The sequence below is a fragment of the Pseudomonas medicaginis genome, assembly GCF_965119365.1.
In the GTDB taxonomy this organism is placed as follows: Bacteria; Pseudomonadota; Gammaproteobacteria; order Pseudomonadales; family Pseudomonadaceae; genus Aquipseudomonas.
In genome coordinates this window covers 5,123,925-5,142,792 of the sequence record NZ_OZ221631.1, presented here as the reverse complement: position 1 = coordinate 5,142,792, position 18,868 = coordinate 5,123,925, and the positions used below count along the sequence as shown (strand labels likewise).

At 59.0% G+C, this 18,868-nt stretch carries 19 protein-coding genes and 1 tRNA gene; 4 read left to right on the top strand and 16 right to left on the bottom strand.

Translation table 11 applies throughout. The features are described 5' to 3' along the window. Positions 1-155: 155 nt before the first annotated feature. From ACMTA2_RS22385 to ilvD, 7 genes are all read right to left on the bottom strand, one after another. Positions 156-1,451 (bottom strand): hypothetical protein, encoded by a 1,296-nt coding sequence (locus ACMTA2_RS22385; protein WP_413791822.1) that lies wholly within the window; start codon positions 1,449-1,451, stop codon positions 156-158. Positions 1,452-1,467: 16 nt separating this feature from the next. Further along, positions 1,468-2,721 (bottom strand): OprD family porin, encoded by a 1,254-nt coding sequence (locus ACMTA2_RS22380; RefSeq protein WP_413791821.1) that lies wholly within the window; start codon positions 2,719-2,721, stop codon positions 1,468-1,470. A gap of 109 nt (positions 2,722-2,830) precedes the next feature. Continuing rightward, the gene (locus ACMTA2_RS22375) at positions 2,831-4,201 is read right to left on the bottom strand and encodes an MFS transporter (RefSeq protein ID WP_413791820.1); all 1,371 of its coding nucleotides are present in this window, start codon (positions 4,199-4,201) and stop codon (positions 2,831-2,833) included. A gap of 82 nt (positions 4,202-4,283) precedes the next feature. Then, positions 4,284-5,561 carry an FAD-dependent oxidoreductase gene (locus ACMTA2_RS22370; protein ID WP_413791819.1) on the bottom strand — a complete coding sequence of 426 codons (1,278 nt, stop codon included), beginning with the start codon at positions 5,559-5,561 and terminating at the stop codon, positions 4,284-4,286. 90 nt (positions 5,562-5,651) lie between these two features. After that, positions 5,652-6,134: an aconitase X swivel domain-containing protein gene (locus ACMTA2_RS22365; protein ID WP_413791818.1), complete on the bottom strand. Its 483-nt coding sequence runs from the start codon at positions 6,132-6,134 to the stop codon at positions 5,652-5,654. Next, positions 6,131-7,414, bottom strand: coding sequence for an aconitase X (locus ACMTA2_RS22360; RefSeq protein WP_413791817.1), 1,284 nt, complete (start codon positions 7,412-7,414; stop codon positions 6,131-6,133). Before ACMTA2_RS22360 ends, ACMTA2_RS22365 begins: the two co-directional genes overlap by 4 nt. Further along, complete coding sequence (gene ilvD, locus ACMTA2_RS22355) at positions 7,414-9,123, bottom strand: dihydroxy-acid dehydratase (protein ID WP_413791816.1); 1,710 nt, start codon at positions 9,121-9,123, stop codon at positions 7,414-7,416. The genes ACMTA2_RS22360 and ilvD overlap by 1 nt, the downstream gene beginning before the upstream one ends. Before the next feature lie 126 nt (positions 9,124-9,249). On the opposite strand from ilvD, the gene ACMTA2_RS22350 reads away from it, so the two are divergent. Then, on the top strand, positions 9,250-10,191 hold the full coding sequence (locus ACMTA2_RS22350) for a LysR family transcriptional regulator (RefSeq protein WP_413791815.1): 942 nt from the start codon (positions 9,250-9,252) through the stop codon (positions 10,189-10,191). Between the two features lie 79 nt (positions 10,192-10,270). Here ACMTA2_RS22350 and ACMTA2_RS22345 read toward each other — a convergent pair whose 3' ends face one another. After that, positions 10,271-11,554: an NAD(P)/FAD-dependent oxidoreductase gene (locus ACMTA2_RS22345; RefSeq protein WP_413791814.1), complete on the bottom strand. Its 1,284-nt coding sequence runs from the start codon at positions 11,552-11,554 to the stop codon at positions 10,271-10,273. Positions 11,555-11,737: 183 nt separating this feature from the next. On the opposite strand from ACMTA2_RS22345, the gene ACMTA2_RS22340 reads away from it, so the two are divergent. Then, positions 11,738-11,814, top strand: a tRNA-Val gene (locus ACMTA2_RS22340). Positions 11,815-11,934: 120 nt separating this feature from the next. Here ACMTA2_RS22340 and ACMTA2_RS22335 read toward each other — a convergent pair. Genes ACMTA2_RS22335 through ACMTA2_RS22305 form a run of 7 tightly spaced genes read right to left on the bottom strand, consistent with a single transcriptional unit; the run spans position 11,935 to position 16,224 of the window. Further along, a complete protein-coding gene (locus ACMTA2_RS22335) occupies positions 11,935-13,071 on the bottom strand; it encodes a phage integrase Arm DNA-binding domain-containing protein (protein WP_413791813.1) in 1,137 nt (378 codons plus the stop codon). Beyond that, entirely contained in the window at positions 13,071-13,304 is a 234-nt protein-coding gene (locus tag ACMTA2_RS22330; RefSeq protein WP_215002355.1) for a hypothetical protein, read from the bottom strand. Before ACMTA2_RS22330 ends, ACMTA2_RS22335 begins: the two co-directional genes overlap by 1 nt. Before the next feature lie 40 nt (positions 13,305-13,344). Then, positions 13,345-13,710, bottom strand: a complete 366-nt coding sequence (locus tag ACMTA2_RS22325) for a hypothetical protein (protein WP_413791812.1) — start codon at positions 13,708-13,710, stop codon at positions 13,345-13,347. Positions 13,711-13,759: 49 nt separating this feature from the next. Continuing rightward, positions 13,760-14,185, bottom strand: a complete 426-nt coding sequence (locus ACMTA2_RS22320) for a hypothetical protein (protein ID WP_413791811.1) — start codon at positions 14,183-14,185, stop codon at positions 13,760-13,762. Between the two features lie 49 nt (positions 14,186-14,234). Further along, positions 14,235-14,933 carry a hypothetical protein gene (locus tag ACMTA2_RS22315; protein WP_413791810.1) on the bottom strand — a complete coding sequence of 233 codons (699 nt, stop codon included), beginning with the start codon at positions 14,931-14,933 and terminating at the stop codon, positions 14,235-14,237. Beyond that, positions 14,930-15,733: a hypothetical protein gene (locus tag ACMTA2_RS22310; RefSeq protein ID WP_413791809.1), complete on the bottom strand. Its 804-nt coding sequence runs from the start codon at positions 15,731-15,733 to the stop codon at positions 14,930-14,932. Before ACMTA2_RS22310 ends, ACMTA2_RS22315 begins: the two co-directional genes overlap by 4 nt. After that, positions 15,730-16,224 (bottom strand): DUF4406 domain-containing protein, encoded by a 495-nt coding sequence (locus ACMTA2_RS22305; RefSeq protein WP_413791808.1) that lies wholly within the window; start codon positions 16,222-16,224, stop codon positions 15,730-15,732. Before ACMTA2_RS22305 ends, ACMTA2_RS22310 begins: the two co-directional genes overlap by 4 nt. 277 nt (positions 16,225-16,501) lie before the next feature. On the opposite strand from ACMTA2_RS22305, the gene ACMTA2_RS22300 reads away from it, so the two are divergent. Then, entirely contained in the window at positions 16,502-17,140 is a 639-nt protein-coding gene (locus ACMTA2_RS22300) for a DUF4760 domain-containing protein (protein ID WP_413791807.1), read from the top strand. An 800-nt stretch (positions 17,141-17,940) separates the two neighbouring features. Next, the gene (locus ACMTA2_RS22295; RefSeq protein ID WP_413791806.1) at positions 17,941-18,522 is read left to right on the top strand and encodes a hypothetical protein; all 582 of its coding nucleotides are present in this window, start codon (positions 17,941-17,943) and stop codon (positions 18,520-18,522) included. Here ACMTA2_RS22295 and ACMTA2_RS22290 read toward each other — a convergent pair. After that, complete coding sequence (locus ACMTA2_RS22290) at positions 18,482-18,859, bottom strand: hypothetical protein (RefSeq protein WP_413791805.1); 378 nt, start codon at positions 18,857-18,859, stop codon at positions 18,482-18,484. The two genes, ACMTA2_RS22295 and ACMTA2_RS22290, sit on opposite strands and share 41 nt — an antisense overlap. Positions 18,860-18,868 lie beyond the last annotated feature (9 nt).

Sequence of the window (18,868 nt, the reverse complement as noted above, 5' to 3'; positions counted from 1 at the left end):
GGCCCACTGAACGCCTTGAAGCTACGAAACAAGCGGCCTATGGCCGCTTTTTTCGTTTCTGGCTTCCATTGAATTCAGTACCCACCCCGATTTTTCAAGTCAGACATTCAAATACGCCGCCGGCGCCAGGCCGAGCGGCGTGCCTCGGCCTGCCTTCAAGAAAAGGCTTCGATCATGGATTTATGGGCCTCCACCACCGGTATCAGGAGGCTGGCATCGACTTTTTCCAGGGTGTCCTCCTGGGTATGGAACCAGCGATGTACGCCCAGCACCGCGAAGGCATTGAGGTATCCGCGCTCGATGATGCCCGACAGTTCTCCTTTGCCTTTCAACGCATTGAGGGGACGCTCCAGGCCCGGCAGACCGGCGAATACCCGTGTCGCCTTGTCCATGAGCGCAGGCGATACCATCAGCGCGCGTTGCGGGTCGGCGGAGGGAAGGAAGAAGGGCGTGTCCCGACTCGCCAGGTCGAGACAGTCGCGCGTAGCCAAGCCTGCGCCGATGTGGGTCCAGATCGCCGTGGCCTCTGGTGGCGGCGCGAGCGGCACGGCTTTGTGCATACCGGCAAAATCCATTTCATGGCCACCGGAATTGATGACACAGATCGAGTGGTCGGCAAAGCGCTTCGCTGCCCATTGGGCAAGATGCAAAAAAGCGGCAGTTCCCGTGCCGCGCTCGGCCACGCAGGAGAACCAGCCTGTGCGTGGCGTGGAAATGACCAACCATTTCTTGCCTGCCACTCTTCGTCCTATCAGGTTGACGGTGTCGCGCTGGCTTGCCTGGCCCGACACCGTCAGCGTGATGCTTCTGTCCTGCATGATTGCCGGTATCAATGACGGCAGGTCACTGGGGGCCATGACGACGATGGGCACATCGGTCATCGGTTTCAGTCGTGTATTGAGACCGACGATCCCTCCTGTCGGCCCGACCGGGACGATGACGATGGCGGCAGGAGCTGCCTTGACGGCGGCCTCAAGAAAACGCCCCGCCTGCCCCATGAACAGCGCCGCATGTTTGTCATGGGGCAGCACCAGTACCGCAATCTTTCCCGAAGCCTCGGGCGCCTGGGAGGGATCGTGGATCAGCACGGCCTTTGCAGTCAGGCCTGCCGTTGAAGTCGACACCACGACAGGTTGGGGTTTCACCTGGACTTTATGCCCTTCCCAGGCGAGCTCGGAACGCACCGTCTCGAAGTGCGGGAGCGACACGTTCTGCTCTTCAATGACGTACCCGGACGCTTTGAGCCGCGATGCAATCCAATCGGCTGTCCCACGGTCGCCTTTGCCCCCACTGCCTTTGTCGCCCAGCGCCGCGTGTTTCTCTAGGTCGCGTTGCAGTTGCTGCAGCAAGTCGTCGTGGGGCGTCGCCAGCGTCATCTCCTGCGCTTGTGCGATCGTGGCCAACGAGGCCAGCGCCAGCGAACTGCCCAGTAATTCCCGTCGATTCATCATCGCAATGGCCCCGTGATCACCAGAGTTTCCAGGTATAGGCGGCAATGAGCCGGTTTTCGTCCAGGTCTTGCGTCAGGCCATTGCCGGAGCGAAAGGTCGCATTCCGCCAGCGCAGGTCCAGGCCCTTGAGCGCGCCGCTCTGTATCACATAGGTGATGTCGGTATCGCGTTCCCATTCCGTTCCTCCACTGATCGTGCGACTTTCCACGCCTGTGCCTTTTACGTAACGCGTCATGAACGTCAACCCAGGGACACCCAGGGCTGCAAAGTCATAGTTGTAACGTACCTGCCAGGAGGTTTCGCCGATCTTGGTGAAGCTGTTGTAGGTGACCAGGTTCGCCACGTAGGGCGTGCCGGTTTCGATGACGGGAAATGCCGTATCCCCGCGCATTTTCTGATAGCCCACGGAGAATTTGTGCGCTGCAACACCCAGCGTGACGATGCCGTTGACGTTGCGGTTGTCGATGCGCCCGGCCTTGGCATTACCGGTATCGCGGCTGTCGAAGTAACGCAGGTCGCTGCGCAGGGTGATGCCTTCTCCCAGGGGCAAGGTGTGGATCAGGCCGGCAAATTGCTGGACATAAATATCGTCCAATTCGCCGTGATGGTAGCGCAGGGTAAGGTCCTTGGTCAGTGCGAAGTCGCCGCCTATCAAATCCAGATGGCTGGATTTCTGACCTGCATAACCGATGTCGTCGTTGCCGGAGGAATCGCGGGCATTGCCCTTGGTCAGGCGTCCGGTGGTAAAGGTCAGTCGGTCAATGGCATTGGAAGTCAGTAACCCGCCTGTGAACGTCGAGGGTAATAGCCGCATGTCGTTGTAGAAGGCCAGCGGGTTCGTGGGCATGAGGGTGCCGATCTTCAGCTCGCTCTTGGCGAAGCGCACCTTGGCGGTGGCGCCCAATTCACTGTAGTTGTCCACCGGCTCGTTGCTGTCAGGGCCGTAGGGCAACAGGCCTGAGCCGCGTCGTCCTGCGCCGGAGTCCAGTTTCACGCCCAGCTCAGCCAGTGCGTCCAGCCCGAAACCGACTGTGCCCTCGGTGTAACCGGACCGCAAATCCGTGATGAAACCCTGGGCCCATTCTTCGGCCTTGGACTGAGGCGCGTTGTCTTGCCGGAAGTCACGGTTCAAATAGAAATTGCGGGTGGTCAGCGTCGCGGTGCTGTCTTTCAGAAATTCCGCACTTGCTGGTTGGATGATGAGAAGCAGAACGCCGGCGGCCAGGGCAGCGCTGCGTTGTGACAGCTGTAAAAACAGGATCCTGATCATTGTTATTGGTCTCCAGGAATGCAATGGGACGAAATTTGGGCGCACGTCTTCCAGGCCGCGGTGTCTGCCGCGGCGGCGTGACGAATCGCTGGGTGCTGAAGCCTGGACGTCAGGCTTGGGAGGTATCCGGTACTGACTCGGCGGTTGAAGGCTCGTCTTTCTCAACCAGCCGTCCTATGACGAACGCGCAGACGGTGAGCAGGGCAGGGCAAATAGCCAAGACCAGGAAGCTTTTCACCACCGGCAAGCCGCTGTTGAGCACGTAGGCGCCGAGCAGGGGGCCGAGGATCGAACCGATCTTGGCCATTGACGTGGCCCAGCCGGTGCCATTGGCGCGAATGGCGCTGGGATAGAAGACCCCGGCAATGCTGAGGATGCCGTAATGGGAGCCTTTGACGAACACGGCACCCGCCAGGCTCAGCATCAGGAACGCGGTGCCTTGCATGCCGGTAATGCCAAGTACCAGCAGGAAGGGCAAGGCGAGCAGCGGATAGATCATCACCATATAGGGCCCGCGGGTATCGACGAAGCGCATCATCACCAACCCCGCCATCGCACCGCTGAACGACGCGATCGAACTGACCCACGACGCGGTCGCGCGATCGAATCCTGCGTATTGATAGACCAGCGGGCTCCAGGAGGCGAGGAAGTACATGGCCATGGAACTGGCGGAGTAGCCCAGCCAGATCATCGGTGTGATCCATTTCAAGCGGCCGATGAACAGTTGGCTGACGCGGAAGGCCTTGTGGCCGATGTCCGGCTCGTCCAGCAGGACGAATTGGTCACCGGGGCGCACATCCAGATTCGGGTCCATGCGCTTGAGAATGGCCGCGATTTTTTCCGGCGACTTGCGCTTGCTCGCCAGGAAGCGAACCGATTCGGGCAAGGTGAACAGCAACAGGACCCAGGCGATCAGCGTCAGCGTGCCGCCGAACACGAACACGCCTTGCCAACCGACGTGCGGCGCCAGCCATACCGTCAGTGGGCCGGCTATCGCACTGCCAAGGCTGAAGCCAACCATGATCACGGTGACGACCGTGGAGCGATAACGCTTGGGGACAAACTCAATGTTCAACGCCCAGCACAAGGGCAGCATGGCACCCAGGGCAAAGCCGTTGAAAAAACGCAGGACCATCAGCGATTCATAGCTGTCGGCCATGACAAACAGCAGCGTCAGCAGCCCAAACGCGCAGTTTGAAAACAGTATTGTGGGGCGGCGACCGATGCGGTCGCCGAGATAGCCGAAGAAGAACCCCCCAAGCATCATTCCCAGCAGACCGATGGAGAAGATTTCACCCAGTTGAATCTTGTCCAGGCCGACTTCATCGGCGATGTAGGAGGCCGTGTGCGAGAGCACCAGCAAATCGAACCCGTCCAGGAAAGTGATCAGGACTGAGACCAGAATCACCACGTAATTGAAGCGTGACAATTTGCGACCTTCGATAAGCGCCGCGACATCCAGGGTGCGTGACTGTGACATGTACGTTCTCCACTGCATTTTTTATTCTTGTTGGAGTGGCGCCCGCGTTCGCACGACGGTCGCATCGAACTGCTCGAAAACTCTATTTCAGGTTGAACGCAAGCCGCTCACGCAACGCATGGGCGGGTATATCGGCCAGACGGCCGCCAGGGCCCGCGAGGTCCAAGGCATGGGCGGCCGCGGCGCCCATCGCGATGCACGGCCCCATCACGCGAACACTCGACAGCGCGGCCGCGTCGGCATCGATACAGCGACCGGCGACCACCAGGTTGTCACTGCCTTCTGGGAGCATACTGCGCAGCGGCACGCTGTGGATGTGATCGTCGCCGAAGGGCTCCCATTGATAGCCGCTGGTATTGCCGTGCAGCTCCACCGGCCAGGAGGTGCGTGCCACCGCATCCGGGAATATCGTGGCGGCCCGTACTTCATCCGCCGTCAGATGATGCAGCCCGACAATCCAGCGCGTCTGGCGAATGCCTGGCAGCGCATACGACCGTACCCTGGCCTTGCCATAGGCCTCGGGATATTCCGCTTTGAGGAACTCGATCACCTGCTCCACCTGTTGACGCCCGGCGATGGCGACATGGGACGCGGCAACCGGGTCCAGGGGCGTTTCGATGTGGGTCATGTTGAAGGCCGCCGTACCCCGACCGGGAAACTGGAAGAACAAGCCATCGTCGCGCTCGATGCCGTAGTGCTTGGCTTTTTGCTTGACCCGTTCGGTGAATTGCGCGCGGGTTGGCAGGTGTGCTTCATCGATGTGTTCCAGCACGAACATTTGAGTGCCGTAGATTGGCGTATCCGGTTCACGGCAGGCAAACCCGGCATTCCAGACCAGGGCTGCGTCGCCACTGGCATCGACAAACCCGTCGGCCGCCACGCGTACGTCGCCGTAGCGGGTGGCCAATTCCACTTCCAGGACCCGCGCGCCTTCGCGCACCACGTCACGCAATACCGCGCCGAGCACCACGGTGATGCCAGCGTCGAGCACCTTTTGACCCATCCAGCGGCCGAGGGCGACTTCGTCGTAGTAGACCACGGTGGTCAGCGGGCCGATGGCCTGGTGAAGGTCGCCCGAAGCCCCCAGGTCGCGAAGGATGCCGTCGGCGATGCCGTGGGTCAGCAATTGACGGTTCGGGCCATTGGAGAACAGGCCGCAGAAGGTGCCGATGATCGAGCCGACCGCTTGGCCGCCCAGCATCGGCAGGGCGTCGAACAGCACCACGCGCTTGCCGAGGGCGGCGGCTTCGAGGGCGGCGGAAATACCGGAGATGCCGGCGCCGGCGATGCAAACGTCGGCCTGCAGGCGTTGAGCGGTAGGAGCGCTGGTGCGGCGCACCGTACGAATAACATGAGCCATGACATTACCTTTGGGTGAAAAAAGGGCGGCCGAGCCCGAAACCGTGGCCCGGAAGTCGCGGTGGAGGTTGTTTCGGCGAGTACTTGTGAGCTACGACGGGTCTGGCGGTCGCGCCGTCCCGTCAGGCGGTTGGGCTATGGGTTGGGTTGAGCGTGATTGTCGCGGAGTCACTTCGACGATCCCGGCGTCGGCGTCGACGCGAACCCAGTCTCCGGTGCGGATCCGGCCCAGCGGGTCCTCGGTGAAGTCGGTCATGGCGGGTGCGTGCACGACGACGGCCCCCAGGCCCATTTTCGCGGTCATTTCATTGAACAGCAGGGCGCCGGGGGCGACGCCGGCGAGACGCGCGATATGGAACTGCGAGGACCAGCCGGACGAACCCTTGGCGCCGGGGAACACCAGGACCTTGCCCGCAAAACTGATGCCCTTGAGTTCGTGGCGCGTCTCGATGACGGTGCCGCTGCGCGGGTCGATGCCGCCCCAGCCGGAGATGCGCTCATGGGTCACCAGCGCTTCGCCTTCGAAGCATCCGCCGACCACCTTGCGGCCTTTGAGCGTAAAGGGAGTATTCATTTCAGACCTCCTTTCCAACGCCCTTCGATGGCCGCCTGGACGCAGTCGGCGGTGCTACCGAACCATGCCTGGATGCCCATGATCGCGGGCAGGTAATGGGCCTGTTTGGCCGAGTCCACGGCCGCGACCCGGGTGCCTTTTGGAATCACCTTGCCAATCGCCGAGCAGGTATCCGTCATCACGTGTCCACCCGCCTGCTCGATGATGCGTGTATAACCGGCGACATCGGCCAGGTGCTTGATCGATGCAGCGGTGAATAGCCAGAGTTCCGTATTCGGGCTTAGGCGTTGTCCTTCGAGCAGTTGGCAAACTTCCCAGATCTGTTCGAGGCTGTAGTGCGGGCAGCCGAGCATGACGAAATCGATCTGCGCGTCTCGCGCCGTGATGTTGACTTGTTCGTAGGCCCAGCGTCGTTCGGCTTCACCGAAACGCAAAATCGCTGAAGGCCGGGACCCGCCCAATGCTTGCTCGCGGGTTCGCGCCTCGGGGGTGATGCCCACCAGGTGGTACATCTCCACGCCACCGCTGGAAGCGGCCGCCGCGCCGAAGTGCTTGAGACGCGCCAGGTTGGGCTGATGTGTCACGCCTTCGATGACCGGGATGCGATCCTGGACCTGTTCACCGACCCAATAGCCGAGCAATCCCCAGTCGGCCGTGGTCGTCACGGCGATATCAAGATGGACCAGGTGGCTAGCGCGACGATTCTCATCGAGATGAAGTCCCCAATAAGGGATCTTGCCCGTGAGCATGGCCGCGCCGGTGCTTTCCCGGCCTTCTGCGTTGGTGCGAGCGCCGAGTACCGAGTTGATGTAGATGACGGCCGAGGACTCCATCCAGGCGCAATGTTCGCCTTTCACCGGCACGTTTCCCACCTGGTAGGGCGTGCACGTGTTCAAGGGCTGCACGCCCAAGCTGCTGCTGTAGGCCTGGCCTGTCTCGTAGATACGCACGACGTCTTTGGAAATGCCCTGGCGTTCGGCGTGTCGCGGGTCGATCCCCTGTTGCAGGTGGCTGCTGAATACCTTGACCTTGGGGATCTCGATCACTTCGGCGCTGTCGAGATTGAACTCGCTGAACACGGCGTCCATGCCGCCTTCACGCTCGGCGTACTGACGTAAAAACGGCGTTGTGGCGCCGATGGTCCCGGCCACGTTGCGGGTGTCCACCAGGTATTGCGCACCCAGGGCTTCGCCATAACGTACCAGCAGGTCCATGGCCTTCTGCACTGCCGGGCCTTGATCGCCGGCGAGCATGGCTTTTTCGTCGTCGAGCAATTTCATCAGTGCGATTCCCGCTGGTCGGTGTGGTCGACCGGCTTGATCAATACGGCGCCGTGCTCCATGGCTGAAACGCTGTTGCGGTAGATATCCAGCCACCCCCCGCCGAACTGTGGTGCCTTGGGCTGCCAACGGCCGCGGCGGGCCTGCATTTCGGTGTCGCTGACGGCGGCATTCAGGGTGTGCAGGTCCAGGTCGATGTCGATGATGTCCCCGTCTTCTATCAGCGCCAATGGGCCACCGACAGCGGCCTCCGGCGCTACTTCAGCCACCACCAGCCCTTTGCAGACCAATCCCGAAAGATGACCGTCGGTCAGCATGGCCACGTGGTCGCCGAGCCCGGCGCCGTCAATGGCGAATACCACTTTCGAGGCGCCACCGCCCATGGCCGGGCCGCCACGCACTCCGGCACCACGCATGACCACCACATGGCCAGGCTGTATGCGTCCGTCCTGCAAGGCGTCGATGGCGTCGGCGGAGCGCTCGAAACAGATCGCGGGGCCTTTGAAGCGACGCATCTTGTCTGGGTCGATGCCATATTTGACGATGCCGGCCTGGGGCGCGATGTTGCCGCGCAGCATCACGATCGCCGGCTGGATGGCGAAAGGGTTGTTCAGCGGGCGGATCACCTCGTCGTCGCTGGGGGTGACACCTTGCAGGTTTTGCGCGAGTGTCTTGCCGGTGACGGTCAGTGCATCGCCGTGCAGCAGCGGTTCCAGACGCTTGAGCAGCCCACGCCCGCCGCCTGCGGCTTCCATCTGCTCGATGCTGTGCTGGCCCACCGGCCGCACGCCAACCAGGACGGGCACTTGTTTACCCAAGTTCCTGAAGAGCTGGTAGACGTCCACGTCGACCCCACCTTCGGCAGCCACCGCCTGCATGTGTTTGATGGTATTGACCGAGCCTCCGGCGGCAAGCATGGTCGCCACGGCGTTGGCGAAGGCGCCCGGGGTGAGGATGTCGCGGGGTTTGAGGTCCTCCGCGACCATTTCCACGATGCGTTTGCCGGCCTGGTCCACGAAATCGAACATTTGTGGGCTGTTGGCCGCGATGGGTGCACTGCCGGGCAAGGCCATGCCCAGGGCTTCACACACCAGATGCATGGAGTTGGCGGTGCCCATGCCCGAGCAGACCCCCGGTCCCTTGATGGCATTGCGGGTCATGCCCACCAGCTCTTCGACGGGGAGTTTACCGGTGACGACGTGCATGGAGCTGATGAACACATCTTCAATGTCGACGTGCTGGCCGTTGTATTCGCCGCTGGGCTGATACCCACAAATCACGATCAGCGTTGGAATATTCAGTCGAGCCGCGGCCATGAGTTGGCCCGGCACCGTTTTATCGCAGGAAGCCAGGCAAATCATGCCATCGAGCTGTGCACCCTCTACCGCCACTTCGATGTCGTTGGTGATGAGATCGCGGGCGGCCAGCATGTAGGCACCCCCGGCGCCGGCCCCGGTGATGAAGTCACTGGGCGCTGCGGTGCGGACCTCAAAGGGCAGGGCGCCGGCATCGCGTATCGATTGCTTGATTCTGTCGGCGATGCCATCCAAGTGGCTGAAGCAGATCGCCAGGTTCGACGAGGAGTTGACGATAGCGATCTTGGGTTTCTCCAGCTCGCTTTCGTCGATGCCCAAAGCACGCCATTGGGCCGCGCGAACGGCCCATAAGTAAGACCCGTGTGGGAAATTGCTGCGCAGCTTCTTGGGCATTGTGGGCTCCGTTTATTGTTATGTGGGGCTGCCGAACTGGTTAATCGAGTTAACCATCTTGTACCGAGTCTAGGCTTCGACCTAGAATCTGAAAACCTTATTTTGCTTATAGATAAAATCCAAAATATGGATATCAAAGACGTCGACCTCAACCTGCTGAAAATCTTCGATGCGTTGCGCAAAAAACAGAGCGTGACCCTGGCCGGCGATCTCATGGGCCTCAGCCAGCCGGCCATGAGCTTCGCCTTGTCAAAGTTGCGGGCGTTGTTCGATGACCCTCTGTTCATCCGTACTTCCCGGGGCATGCAGCCTACCGCCAGGGCTCTGGAAATTGCCGAACCGGTGCAGCGAATCCTGGAGATGGTCAGCAGCGAGGTGTTGCCGTCGACCGGGTTTGTCGCCGAGCACGCCGAACGCCAATTGGTGCTGTGCATGTCGGACATTGGTGAAATGGTGTTCCTGCCTCGCTTGATGCGCATGCTCGACAAAAAAGCGCCGCGGGTGCGGATTCGCACCCTGGCCTTGTCCTCCGAACAACTGGAAGAGGGGTTGGACGCTGGCGAAGTGGATGCGGCGATCGGCTATTTCCCGCGCTTGCTCAACACCTCTATCCGGCATCGTGCGCTGTACCGCCATTCATTCGTATGCATCGTGCGTAGCGACCATCCTACGATCGGCGCCAGCATGAGCGCCGAACAGTACCAAGCCGCTGTGCATGTCGCGGTCCAGGCGGAGGGGCGGGGCATGGACGTGCTGGACCGTGAGTTGGCTGCCCACGGCATTTCACGTCGGGTGCGTTTCAGCCTGCCACGGTTCATGGGCGTGCCTTTCCTGGTGGCGGAGTCCGATATGATCGCCACTGTTCCCCTAGCGGTGGGCCGGCGGTTCGCCGAGATCACGGATGTGCGCCTGGTCCCGCTACCTTGGGATCTTGGCGGTTATGACATCCATCTGTATTGGCATACGCGTTTCCATCATGATCCGGCGAATCGATGGTTGCGTCAGTCCTTCATTGAATTGCTTGGTGATTTTTTTCCTGGCGAACAAGGGGGCGACTCGATGCCCTGATGGCGGGTTACGAGCGGGAGCGAGCCCATGGCCAGGGCGTTCGCGCCCGTCGGGTTTGGGTGGAACGCCAGGGCGAGCCTCAGAATCCCAATCTATCCCGCAGCCCGTAATACCAAGCCCCCATCGCCGCAAACGGCGTGCGCAACAGTTGCCCACCAGGGAAAGGGTAGTGGGGCAGGTCCGCAAACGCATCAAAACGCTCAGCCTGACCTCGCAGCGCCTCGGCCAGGACCTTGCCCGCCAGGTGCGTGTACGTCACGCCATGGCCGCTGCAGCCTTGGGAATAGTAAATGTTATCCCCCAGCCGCCCGACCTGCGGAAGACGTGACAGCGTCAGCAGGAAATTTCCGGTCCAGGCGTAATCGATCTTCACATCCTTGAGTTGCGGGAACGCCTTGAGCATCTTCGGCCGAATGATCGCCTCAATGTTCGCCGGATCCCTCGCGCCATACACCACACCGCCACCGAAGATCAGGCGTTTGTCGCCCGTCAGCCGGTAGTAATCGAGCAGGTAGTTGCAATCTTCGACGCAATAATCCTGGGGCAGCAGACGATGAGCCAGCTCATCGCCCAGCGGCTCGGTGGCGATCACCTGGGTGCCGCACGGCATGGATTTGGCCGCCAGCTCCGGCACCAGATTGCCCAGGTAAGCATTGCCCGCCACGATAATGAACTTGGCCCTGACCTTGCCCTGTGGCGTATGCACGACGGGGCTGGCACCACGCTCGATGCGCACCGCTGGCGATTGCTCATAAATCACCCCGCCCAGCGACTCCACAGCCGCCGCTTCGCCCAGGGCCAGGTTGAGTGGATGAATATGCCCGCCGCTCATATCGAGCATGCCACCCACATACTCATCGCAAGCCACCACCTCGCGAATACGTCGCTGATCCAGCAGCTCCAACTGGGTATGGCCGAAACGCTCCCATAAACGCTTCTGCGACTCCAGGTGGCCCATCTGTTTAGCGGTGAGGGCGGCGAATACACCGCCGTCCTTCAAATCACACTGAATCTGGTACTTCGCCACCCGCTCGCGAATGATCCGCCCACCCTCGAACGCCATATTGCCCAGCAACTGCGCCTGTTGAGGGCCAACACTACGTTCGATCACATCAATGTCACGGCTGTAACTGTTAACGATCTGCCCACCGTTGCGACCCGAAGCCCCAAAACCCACCTTGGCTGCCTCAAGAACGGTGACCTTAAAACCGTTTTCCAGCAAAAACAGTGCAGAAGACAGCCCGGTGTAGCCGGCACCAATCACGCACACATCGGTTTCGACGTCGTCCTGCAGGGCCGGGCGCGCCGGAACCGGATTGGCCGACGCGGCATAATAGGACGCTGGGTAGGATGTGTTCGCCATTCTGCAACCTCTGTTTTATATTTTTTACGAATGCGTCGATCCTACCCGAGATAAAAATTGGCCGCCAGCCACCGCAAAATCTTCGTCGCATTGGCGAAATTAAATATTTTGCATATTCATAGGGTTAGGTGAAAAAAAGGTGTTGACACCCCTTCGGAATTCCGTAGAATGCCGCCTCACAGCAGGCACGTAGCTCAGTTGGTTAGAGCACCACCTTGACATGGTGGGGGTCGTTGGTTCGAGTCCAATCGCGCCTACCAAACAAAATCCGCTCTGCTGGGCGGTCTAGAGGGGTTACCGGAAACGGTAACCCCTTTTTGCTTTCTGCCATTTGCAAAACTTTTGCAAAACTTTTGCAAAACTTTTGCAAAACCCCCACCTCAGAACGCCAATTCGGCGCCCACTTCGACGTATTCAATCGTCTTGTCTCCATGCCCCTCCTGATAGTGCTTGGTCATCTTCTCGTCCGCGTGTCCCATCAAGGCCTGGATGTATTCCATTGGGAAATTCTGCTGCTCATAAAGCCAGGCGCCTAAAGCGCGGATCTCGTGAAAAGTGGGGCGCTCACCGACCGGGACATGATCGTAGGCGTGGGCTGCATCCCGAGCCTTGCTGAACTCCTTGGTCAGATAATCCGGCGTCACCGACGTCCAGTGGTCTTTGGCGTCGATTTGCTCCCTGCGCCTGGCCTTGGGTTTGTAGTGGATCAAGTACGGCGACGCGATCGGTGAGCGAAGGCACTCACCTACTACCTCCCGCAGCGCGGCCCCCATGGTTATTTTCAGGTGCACCGGGTTGTCGTAGCCCTGGGTTTTCCCTGGCGATACGGTCAGCGTGTTCTGGCCCATATCTGCAGCAGATTTCAGCCAGGTCACGATGTCCTCCCGCCGCTGAAGGCTGGTCAGGGCAAGGCGGATGGCTCGCTTCAGCCACGGTGGTGTGGTGCCGGCATCGATGATGAGCTTCAGCCCCTCGACTGTGTGCCGCTGGCGCTTCTTCTCCGCTTCTTTTTTCACAAGGGTCAGCTCGGCGTTGTTACGCTCGGCCAGGCCCTTGGCCACGGCGAAGGCGAAGATCTGCACCCATAGCCCCCGGTGCTTGGTGTAGGCGTTGTTGCTGAACTGGTCCAGATATTCAGCCATGGCGAGCACATCCATCTGCCCAATCAGCCGGTCACCAAGATCCTGCCGATATCGCTCAAGCTTGAACTTGATCTCTTCCAGGGTTCGCGCCGCGTAGCCTTTGTCCACAACCCATTCATCATGGAAGCGCTGAAGCAGGTTGCTGACAGTGGGCAGGCGATCGCCTGTTAGCAGAGTGAGCAGGGCACCGTCGTCGACGACCAGCGCGGCGAGTTTGAGGTTGGCGGCCCGGGCCAGTTTGATTGCCTCCTCCAGGGGGCGGTTGATGCTGGTCATCAACCCTGTGATCGGGTTGCGGTACCGCCAATATTTCCCGTTGGGGTAGAGGTTTGGCGGCAGCTTCCTATTTTTGAGCGTGCGCGGCCGAGCAGCCATCAGCCAATCTCCATCATCTGAGCCAGGAGAGGGTCATTCGAACCCATCACCGCCGCCTGGATGTCCACGAAATACATCCCTCCCTTTACCTCTCCAACCACTTCGCCTTCCTCAATCCATTTTTTCAGTTGCTGCACGCTGGGCTTGCCGCCGGCGTACCGCAGTTTCCGATACTCGCTCACCTCCATGAGGCGGGGGAGCTTTACCGTGATCTGGGCAATGACTTTTGCCATGATGATGCTCCGTGCCGCGCGTGGCGGCAGAAGGTGGTGGTCAGTTGGTCGGTGTGGCGGTGAAGTCCATGCCGAGCTTCCAGGCGATGTAACAGCGGGTCAGTGCCTCGGGAGGCGATCCAGAAAACCCGACATGCCCAAACTCTTTCGCCTCGAACTGCGCGCCATGGGCAAATAGGGTCAAGATTCCTGCTTCAGCCATTTCCTGGATAAGGATCCCTGCCTCACCGAGGTGTGAGTCGGGGCGAAACGGGAACGGCTCACCCCCCGGGCCAGTGTCTCGGTACAGGCAAGGTCCAGAGGCGTAGAGCTTGATTTGCCGCCTCTCTTCAATTCCCTGGGCGCGGGCTGCCCACAGCGCCAGATCGGCGCCTCGAAGAACTTGGATAGATGATTTCTCACGCATAGGAATACCTCGCCCGCCGTTCACCGGCAGGCATGTAGGGGGAGTGGGGTTAGGAGATAGTGGTCGGGCCAAAGCCGCAGACGGTCAAAGTCTCATCAACTTCTTTTATAACCCTGAACTGGAGCGTCACGGCCCGCTGGGTGGAGAGGTTGAAATAGTCCCAATATCTGACTACCCACTCAGCCATTTCCTTGTGCCGCGGCCCGACGACTGCCCCGTAGATTCCGCAGGCTCCCAGATACCCCATGAACTCATCGATGTTCAGGTAGGGCCTGACCTCGTGGTCATCGATGTCAAGCATCCGCTCAAACAGATCAGCCATCTGCGTCAGGGAATCGCGGAAATGCTGACTGGTCACGAAGTGCTTTTTATAGAGAGCCCATACCTTGAGAGTCAGGCCGCCGGCATTGAAAGCCGGCCATGCTTCGTCCTCGACTTTCAGATTGGCCGGGTCAAATGCGATTTTGACGATCATGGCCTCGGCCCCCTGTACACCAGCCAGGCCATGTAGAGCAGGGGGAGGATCATGGCTGAACCCTCTTGAACTCGACGACCCAGACCCAGGGGTTAGAGCGCCACGATTCCTCGCCGTTGATCGACTGCCAGAGCCCGGCGAACCCATGGATCACCGCCTCTTTGCATTCGAACCGGCTCGGCGCAGTTTCGAGGTACTGTTGGCACATCGCGGCATCAACACCTTCGGCTTGCGCCTGGTCGCCGCTGATGTCCTGCAATCGCTCGACGCGTACGTCGGTGATCTCCAGCAGGATGCGGCTCACCCAGCGCGGCATGTGGATCGAGGGCCGGGTTTTCCCTGGCGTGATCATCGAACATCCGGTCTGCCGAACAGCCCCGTTTGCTGGGTACAGGATCGGTTCGCCCTGGCTCAGGTCTCGCGGTGCAATTGCATTAACCTGAGCGTCAACTACCCAGGCCTCGCGCACCCAGAGTCGGTCGCCGCGTCGGCCATATGGGCAAGGTGCGTACTCTTCCAACTCCTTGGCGCACTCTGCCTCGGTCGATCCAAATACGCAGAAACCATAGCGCGGGTCTCGCTGGCCTATTGCGCTCCAGCGCTGCCGATCGCCAACCGGAATGGCTTTATCCTCGGTAGGTATCTGGAAGCCTTTCACTGCCCGCCGCGTTACCGTCTTCCGCCCATCCAGAATGGCGCGCACCATCGGCGCCGAGAACAGGATCGGTCGTTCCTTGATCTGGCTCATGGAGTCACCTTGTGTCGAACCCACACGCAGATCGGGCCGTCGTCGGCGTCATGGATCGAGAAGATGAACCAGCCTTCGCCGGCGGGAGGCGTCGGCTGCCAGGCCGAGCAGTCAGGTATGCCATTCGCGAACCAGGATTCTTGCAGGTCTTCCGGGGCGTCGTTCTCGAAGTCACGTTCGCGCACCTCAAGACCCCTATCGGTGAACCATGCATATGGGATCAGTTCGTCATCAGTGGACGGCCACTCTGGGTGAGTCCAGAAACCAAACTCGTCGCGCTGGACGGGTGCCGGCTGGATCAAAACGGTTTCTTCGGACATGCGTATCTCCATCCCGCCACATGGGCAGGCTTGATAGGGGATCGGCGCATCAGCTTGCGGCGGTACAGGGGCGGCCCGCTCCAGTCCCTGGCACTCATCGAGCCAAGCCCGGCGCGATTGCTCCCGGTCAGCCAGTTGCGTTTCCAGCTCGTCGTTGCGCTGGTCTGCCGTGGTCAGGCGCTGTTGCAGGGCGTCACGCGCCTTTATTGCCTGGTCATGCTTTTGGCGCCAGTGCAGTACAGCCTCAAGCTCTTCGGCTGCAGTTACGGCAGGTTTCCCGCTCATGCGGCGCTCGATCATTTGCCAGACTGTCTCGTGCTCCGGCCAATCCTCTTCAACAACCACCGCGTTGACCAAGGCTTTTCCAAAGTGCGCGATGCGGAATATCTGTTCGCTGCGGCTCATGTTGTCGCCTTGATCGTTTGCTAATTTGCTTAGCTTGACGACCAGGTAACGGTCTTCGCGTTGAAAGTCACTCATCCTGCGATCTCCATCGATACCAGATCATGGGCATTCACAACCCGCATGCCGAGCTCGCGTGCGATGTGCACCTCGAGCCGGGCGCCTTTCGAGTTCTCCCAGTCGGGCAGAACCGCCACCATCCCGCACAGGCCCAGGCGGGTCAGGTCGTAGGCCATGTAGTCGGCCCAGTCAGCTCCGTCGACGATGCCGTGCTCTGCGGGGTTCTCCACGACGTAGCCGCGAGCCCGGAGCTGGGCGGCCATTGTGTTGAAGGCGGGGAAGTTGAAGTCTTCGAAGCCGGTCATGGGACCGGCCAGGTACAGACGGTTGGCCCGGGCGGCGGCGAGGGTGACGCTGGCCTTGGCCAACTGCACGCCGCGGTTCATGCCCATCGCATAGGCCTGGTCCTGGAACGCAATGAGCTGATCCGCAAATCGTTCAGAATGCTGCTGGTGCAGGTTTTCAATGGCGTGGCGATCGTCTGGGTGGTTGCGGTTTTCTGCGAGCATGGGGAGTCCTTACCGGGCCAGGCCCGGGCTGGGGAGGAAGGGGGGTTGCTTTGGTGCGATCGGGGGGCTATATATTGGTTGTGAGGTTGGGAAACCTCACCGCAGGTTTTGACATTCAACTGGCGTTGGTGTACAAGATCGCGTTCTAAAAATCGATGAGAGGGAACAGCATGCAGCCAGTAATCCGTCGTGAAGAAGAATGGGTATAACCCGAATAATTAGCGTTTGACCGTGTAATAGATGCCCCTCTCCGAGGGGCATTTTTTTGGGGAATTAAATGGAATTTCACAGTTTCGCCAGACGTAATGAAAAATATCTATGGGTAATATTTTTTGCTACAGTATTTATTGCTTTGAGCTTAATGAAGTTTGAACGCATTTACGCGTTTCTGAAAATCAATCCGACGTTACTATTTTTGTCTGTAACGGCTCTCATGGCTTATAAAAGCTATTTCAGCCAAAGGCACCTAGCTGTAGCAAAAAATACAATTGATTTTCAGACCAGTTTTCACAGTTCTGATGATGTTAAAAAAGCGACGAGCTACTTCCTTCAGGTAATAAAAACACTTAGTACTGAGGAAGTCGAGGATCTTGCCAGAAAGGAACGGAGTCAAGAGGATGGAGCAAAAAGTGCGCGAGAGTTGCTGAACTCTTGGGAACGTGTCGCCGTTGCGGTTCGAAACAAAGTTTATGATGAGGAGATGCTATTTAATACCTATTCGGGTTTTCTCATCACTGTCTGGCAGGATCTATCGCCCTATGTTAGAAAAAAACGGTTAGAAAATCCGAAATTTTTCGTTGAAGTTCAATGGCTTGCTATTCGTTGGCGAGCACGTAAAGAAGACAAGTTGGCCCACAGACAAATCAGAGATTTAATTAAGCTTCTGGATAAAGCAGAACGGTTGCTGGACAGCTAGAATCAACCGTGGCTTGTCTAGCCTAGCTGACGGATATGGCGGACTTGAGCAGATACCCTCTGTTCTGTACGCAGACAGGCGCTGACTCATTTACGGACCGGCTACGGACCGCGACATTCGAGGTGGTGAGCTCTTCGATTCATCGGTTCCGACGGAATTGGCCAGCACTTTGCGTTAGGAAAGTTCTAGTTTTGGCTTCTTGCTCAAAGTGTTCTCCAATGAAGGCGCCGCCCTCCGTGAGCTAGGGTGGCAATTTGATAGTTGATGGGATTGAATAGAGTAATTTTGCGAATGGACGAGGCAGGTTATGCAGTTTGCTCGAGGACTACGGATTCTCGGTGTCGCGACGTTGTTGGTGACAGCTGGGTGCAAGTCGTACACAGAAAAGGCGGCAGAAGGACTGCCAAACTCTCAAACGGCCGGGATCCGGGCGATTGAGAGAACGCTCACGATCGCCAGCGTGGACGGGGCAGATACTCTCTATGCGCTGTATACGCAGCGGACGGAATATCGATTGACAGCGGGGCACCACCGCTTAGAAGTAAAAAAGTGGACAGGGACCCGGGCGACACGACCGATTTTTCGAGACGTTAACCTGATCGCTGGTCGGGAGTACGGCCTCAAGTCTGTGCCAAGTGAAGACTGGTGGGACTTTAAGCTTGAGGATTTGGAAACAGGTCAACGTGTAGACAGGCCAGTCAACCCTTAAAGCCACGATGCGCTTTCCCCCTCCGTGACCGGTGGTGGCAATTTGGTTTGGGTTGGGGTTTGATGGTGCGATTAATCAAGAAGGTGCGCACATGAAACTAAAGGAGCGGGGGGCGCTATTTGCCGGTTTAACTCTGCTGAGCGTTTGGATTGCATTGCTCGGCACGTCGTTGCTATGGATGGTGGTTGGCATCTGCAAGTATTACGGCATGGATCTCAAGGGCGGCGATTGGGTGCAAGCCGCCGCTTCACTAACGGGGGTTGGTGCAGCTATCTTCATTGCTAACTCTCAACTACGACGTGATGCCTCGGCAGAGAAAAACAGAAAGAAAGTTGCCTTAGCTGCATTAGTGAAAATGGCGGAAGTAGCAGGGGTTGAAGTAAATCAACTATATTTAAATGCATCGCCAAACAGTAGAAGCCCGATGCATCTGGAGCGCGTCCGAAGCATGGAGAGATCATTCATGGCAGTGGACATACTCAATCTCCCTGATGCCCGGATGGTTGAACATGTCCTGCAAATTCGCAGCATGCTGGAGTATTCAGCCCAGCAGATGGACCTTGCACATAATCTAATTGATAAGGACGCCGCTCATAGAGCATGGGAGTCGTTGGTCGCTGCCCGTATTCTTATTAATGGTGCATCATTGAATCTTCGGCGATTGGCCGAATGATGGCGTCGCCAGGATCTTTCGCAATCTCGGCCATGCTCTTCTCGTAAAGTGCTAACGACACCTTTTCTGGTATCTCATAAGGTGGCGTGACACAGCGAAGCATCTTGGCCTGCGTTTCAAAGTCGGCGGCTATCAGGTTCCGCAGCAGGTTCTGATACACCTCCTGCTGGTTGTTGAAGCCGTGAACCTTCATGACTCTCTGAAGGTCCGTCTTGAACACCCCGGCCACCTCAACCGTGAACTTCCCGATGCCCAGGGCAGCATTCTTTGCGGCCGCCTTCTCGCGCTTCTTCTTTTGCTTGATGGCTTCCGCCGTCGGCTGCTGTTCTTCGGCCATGGCCTACCT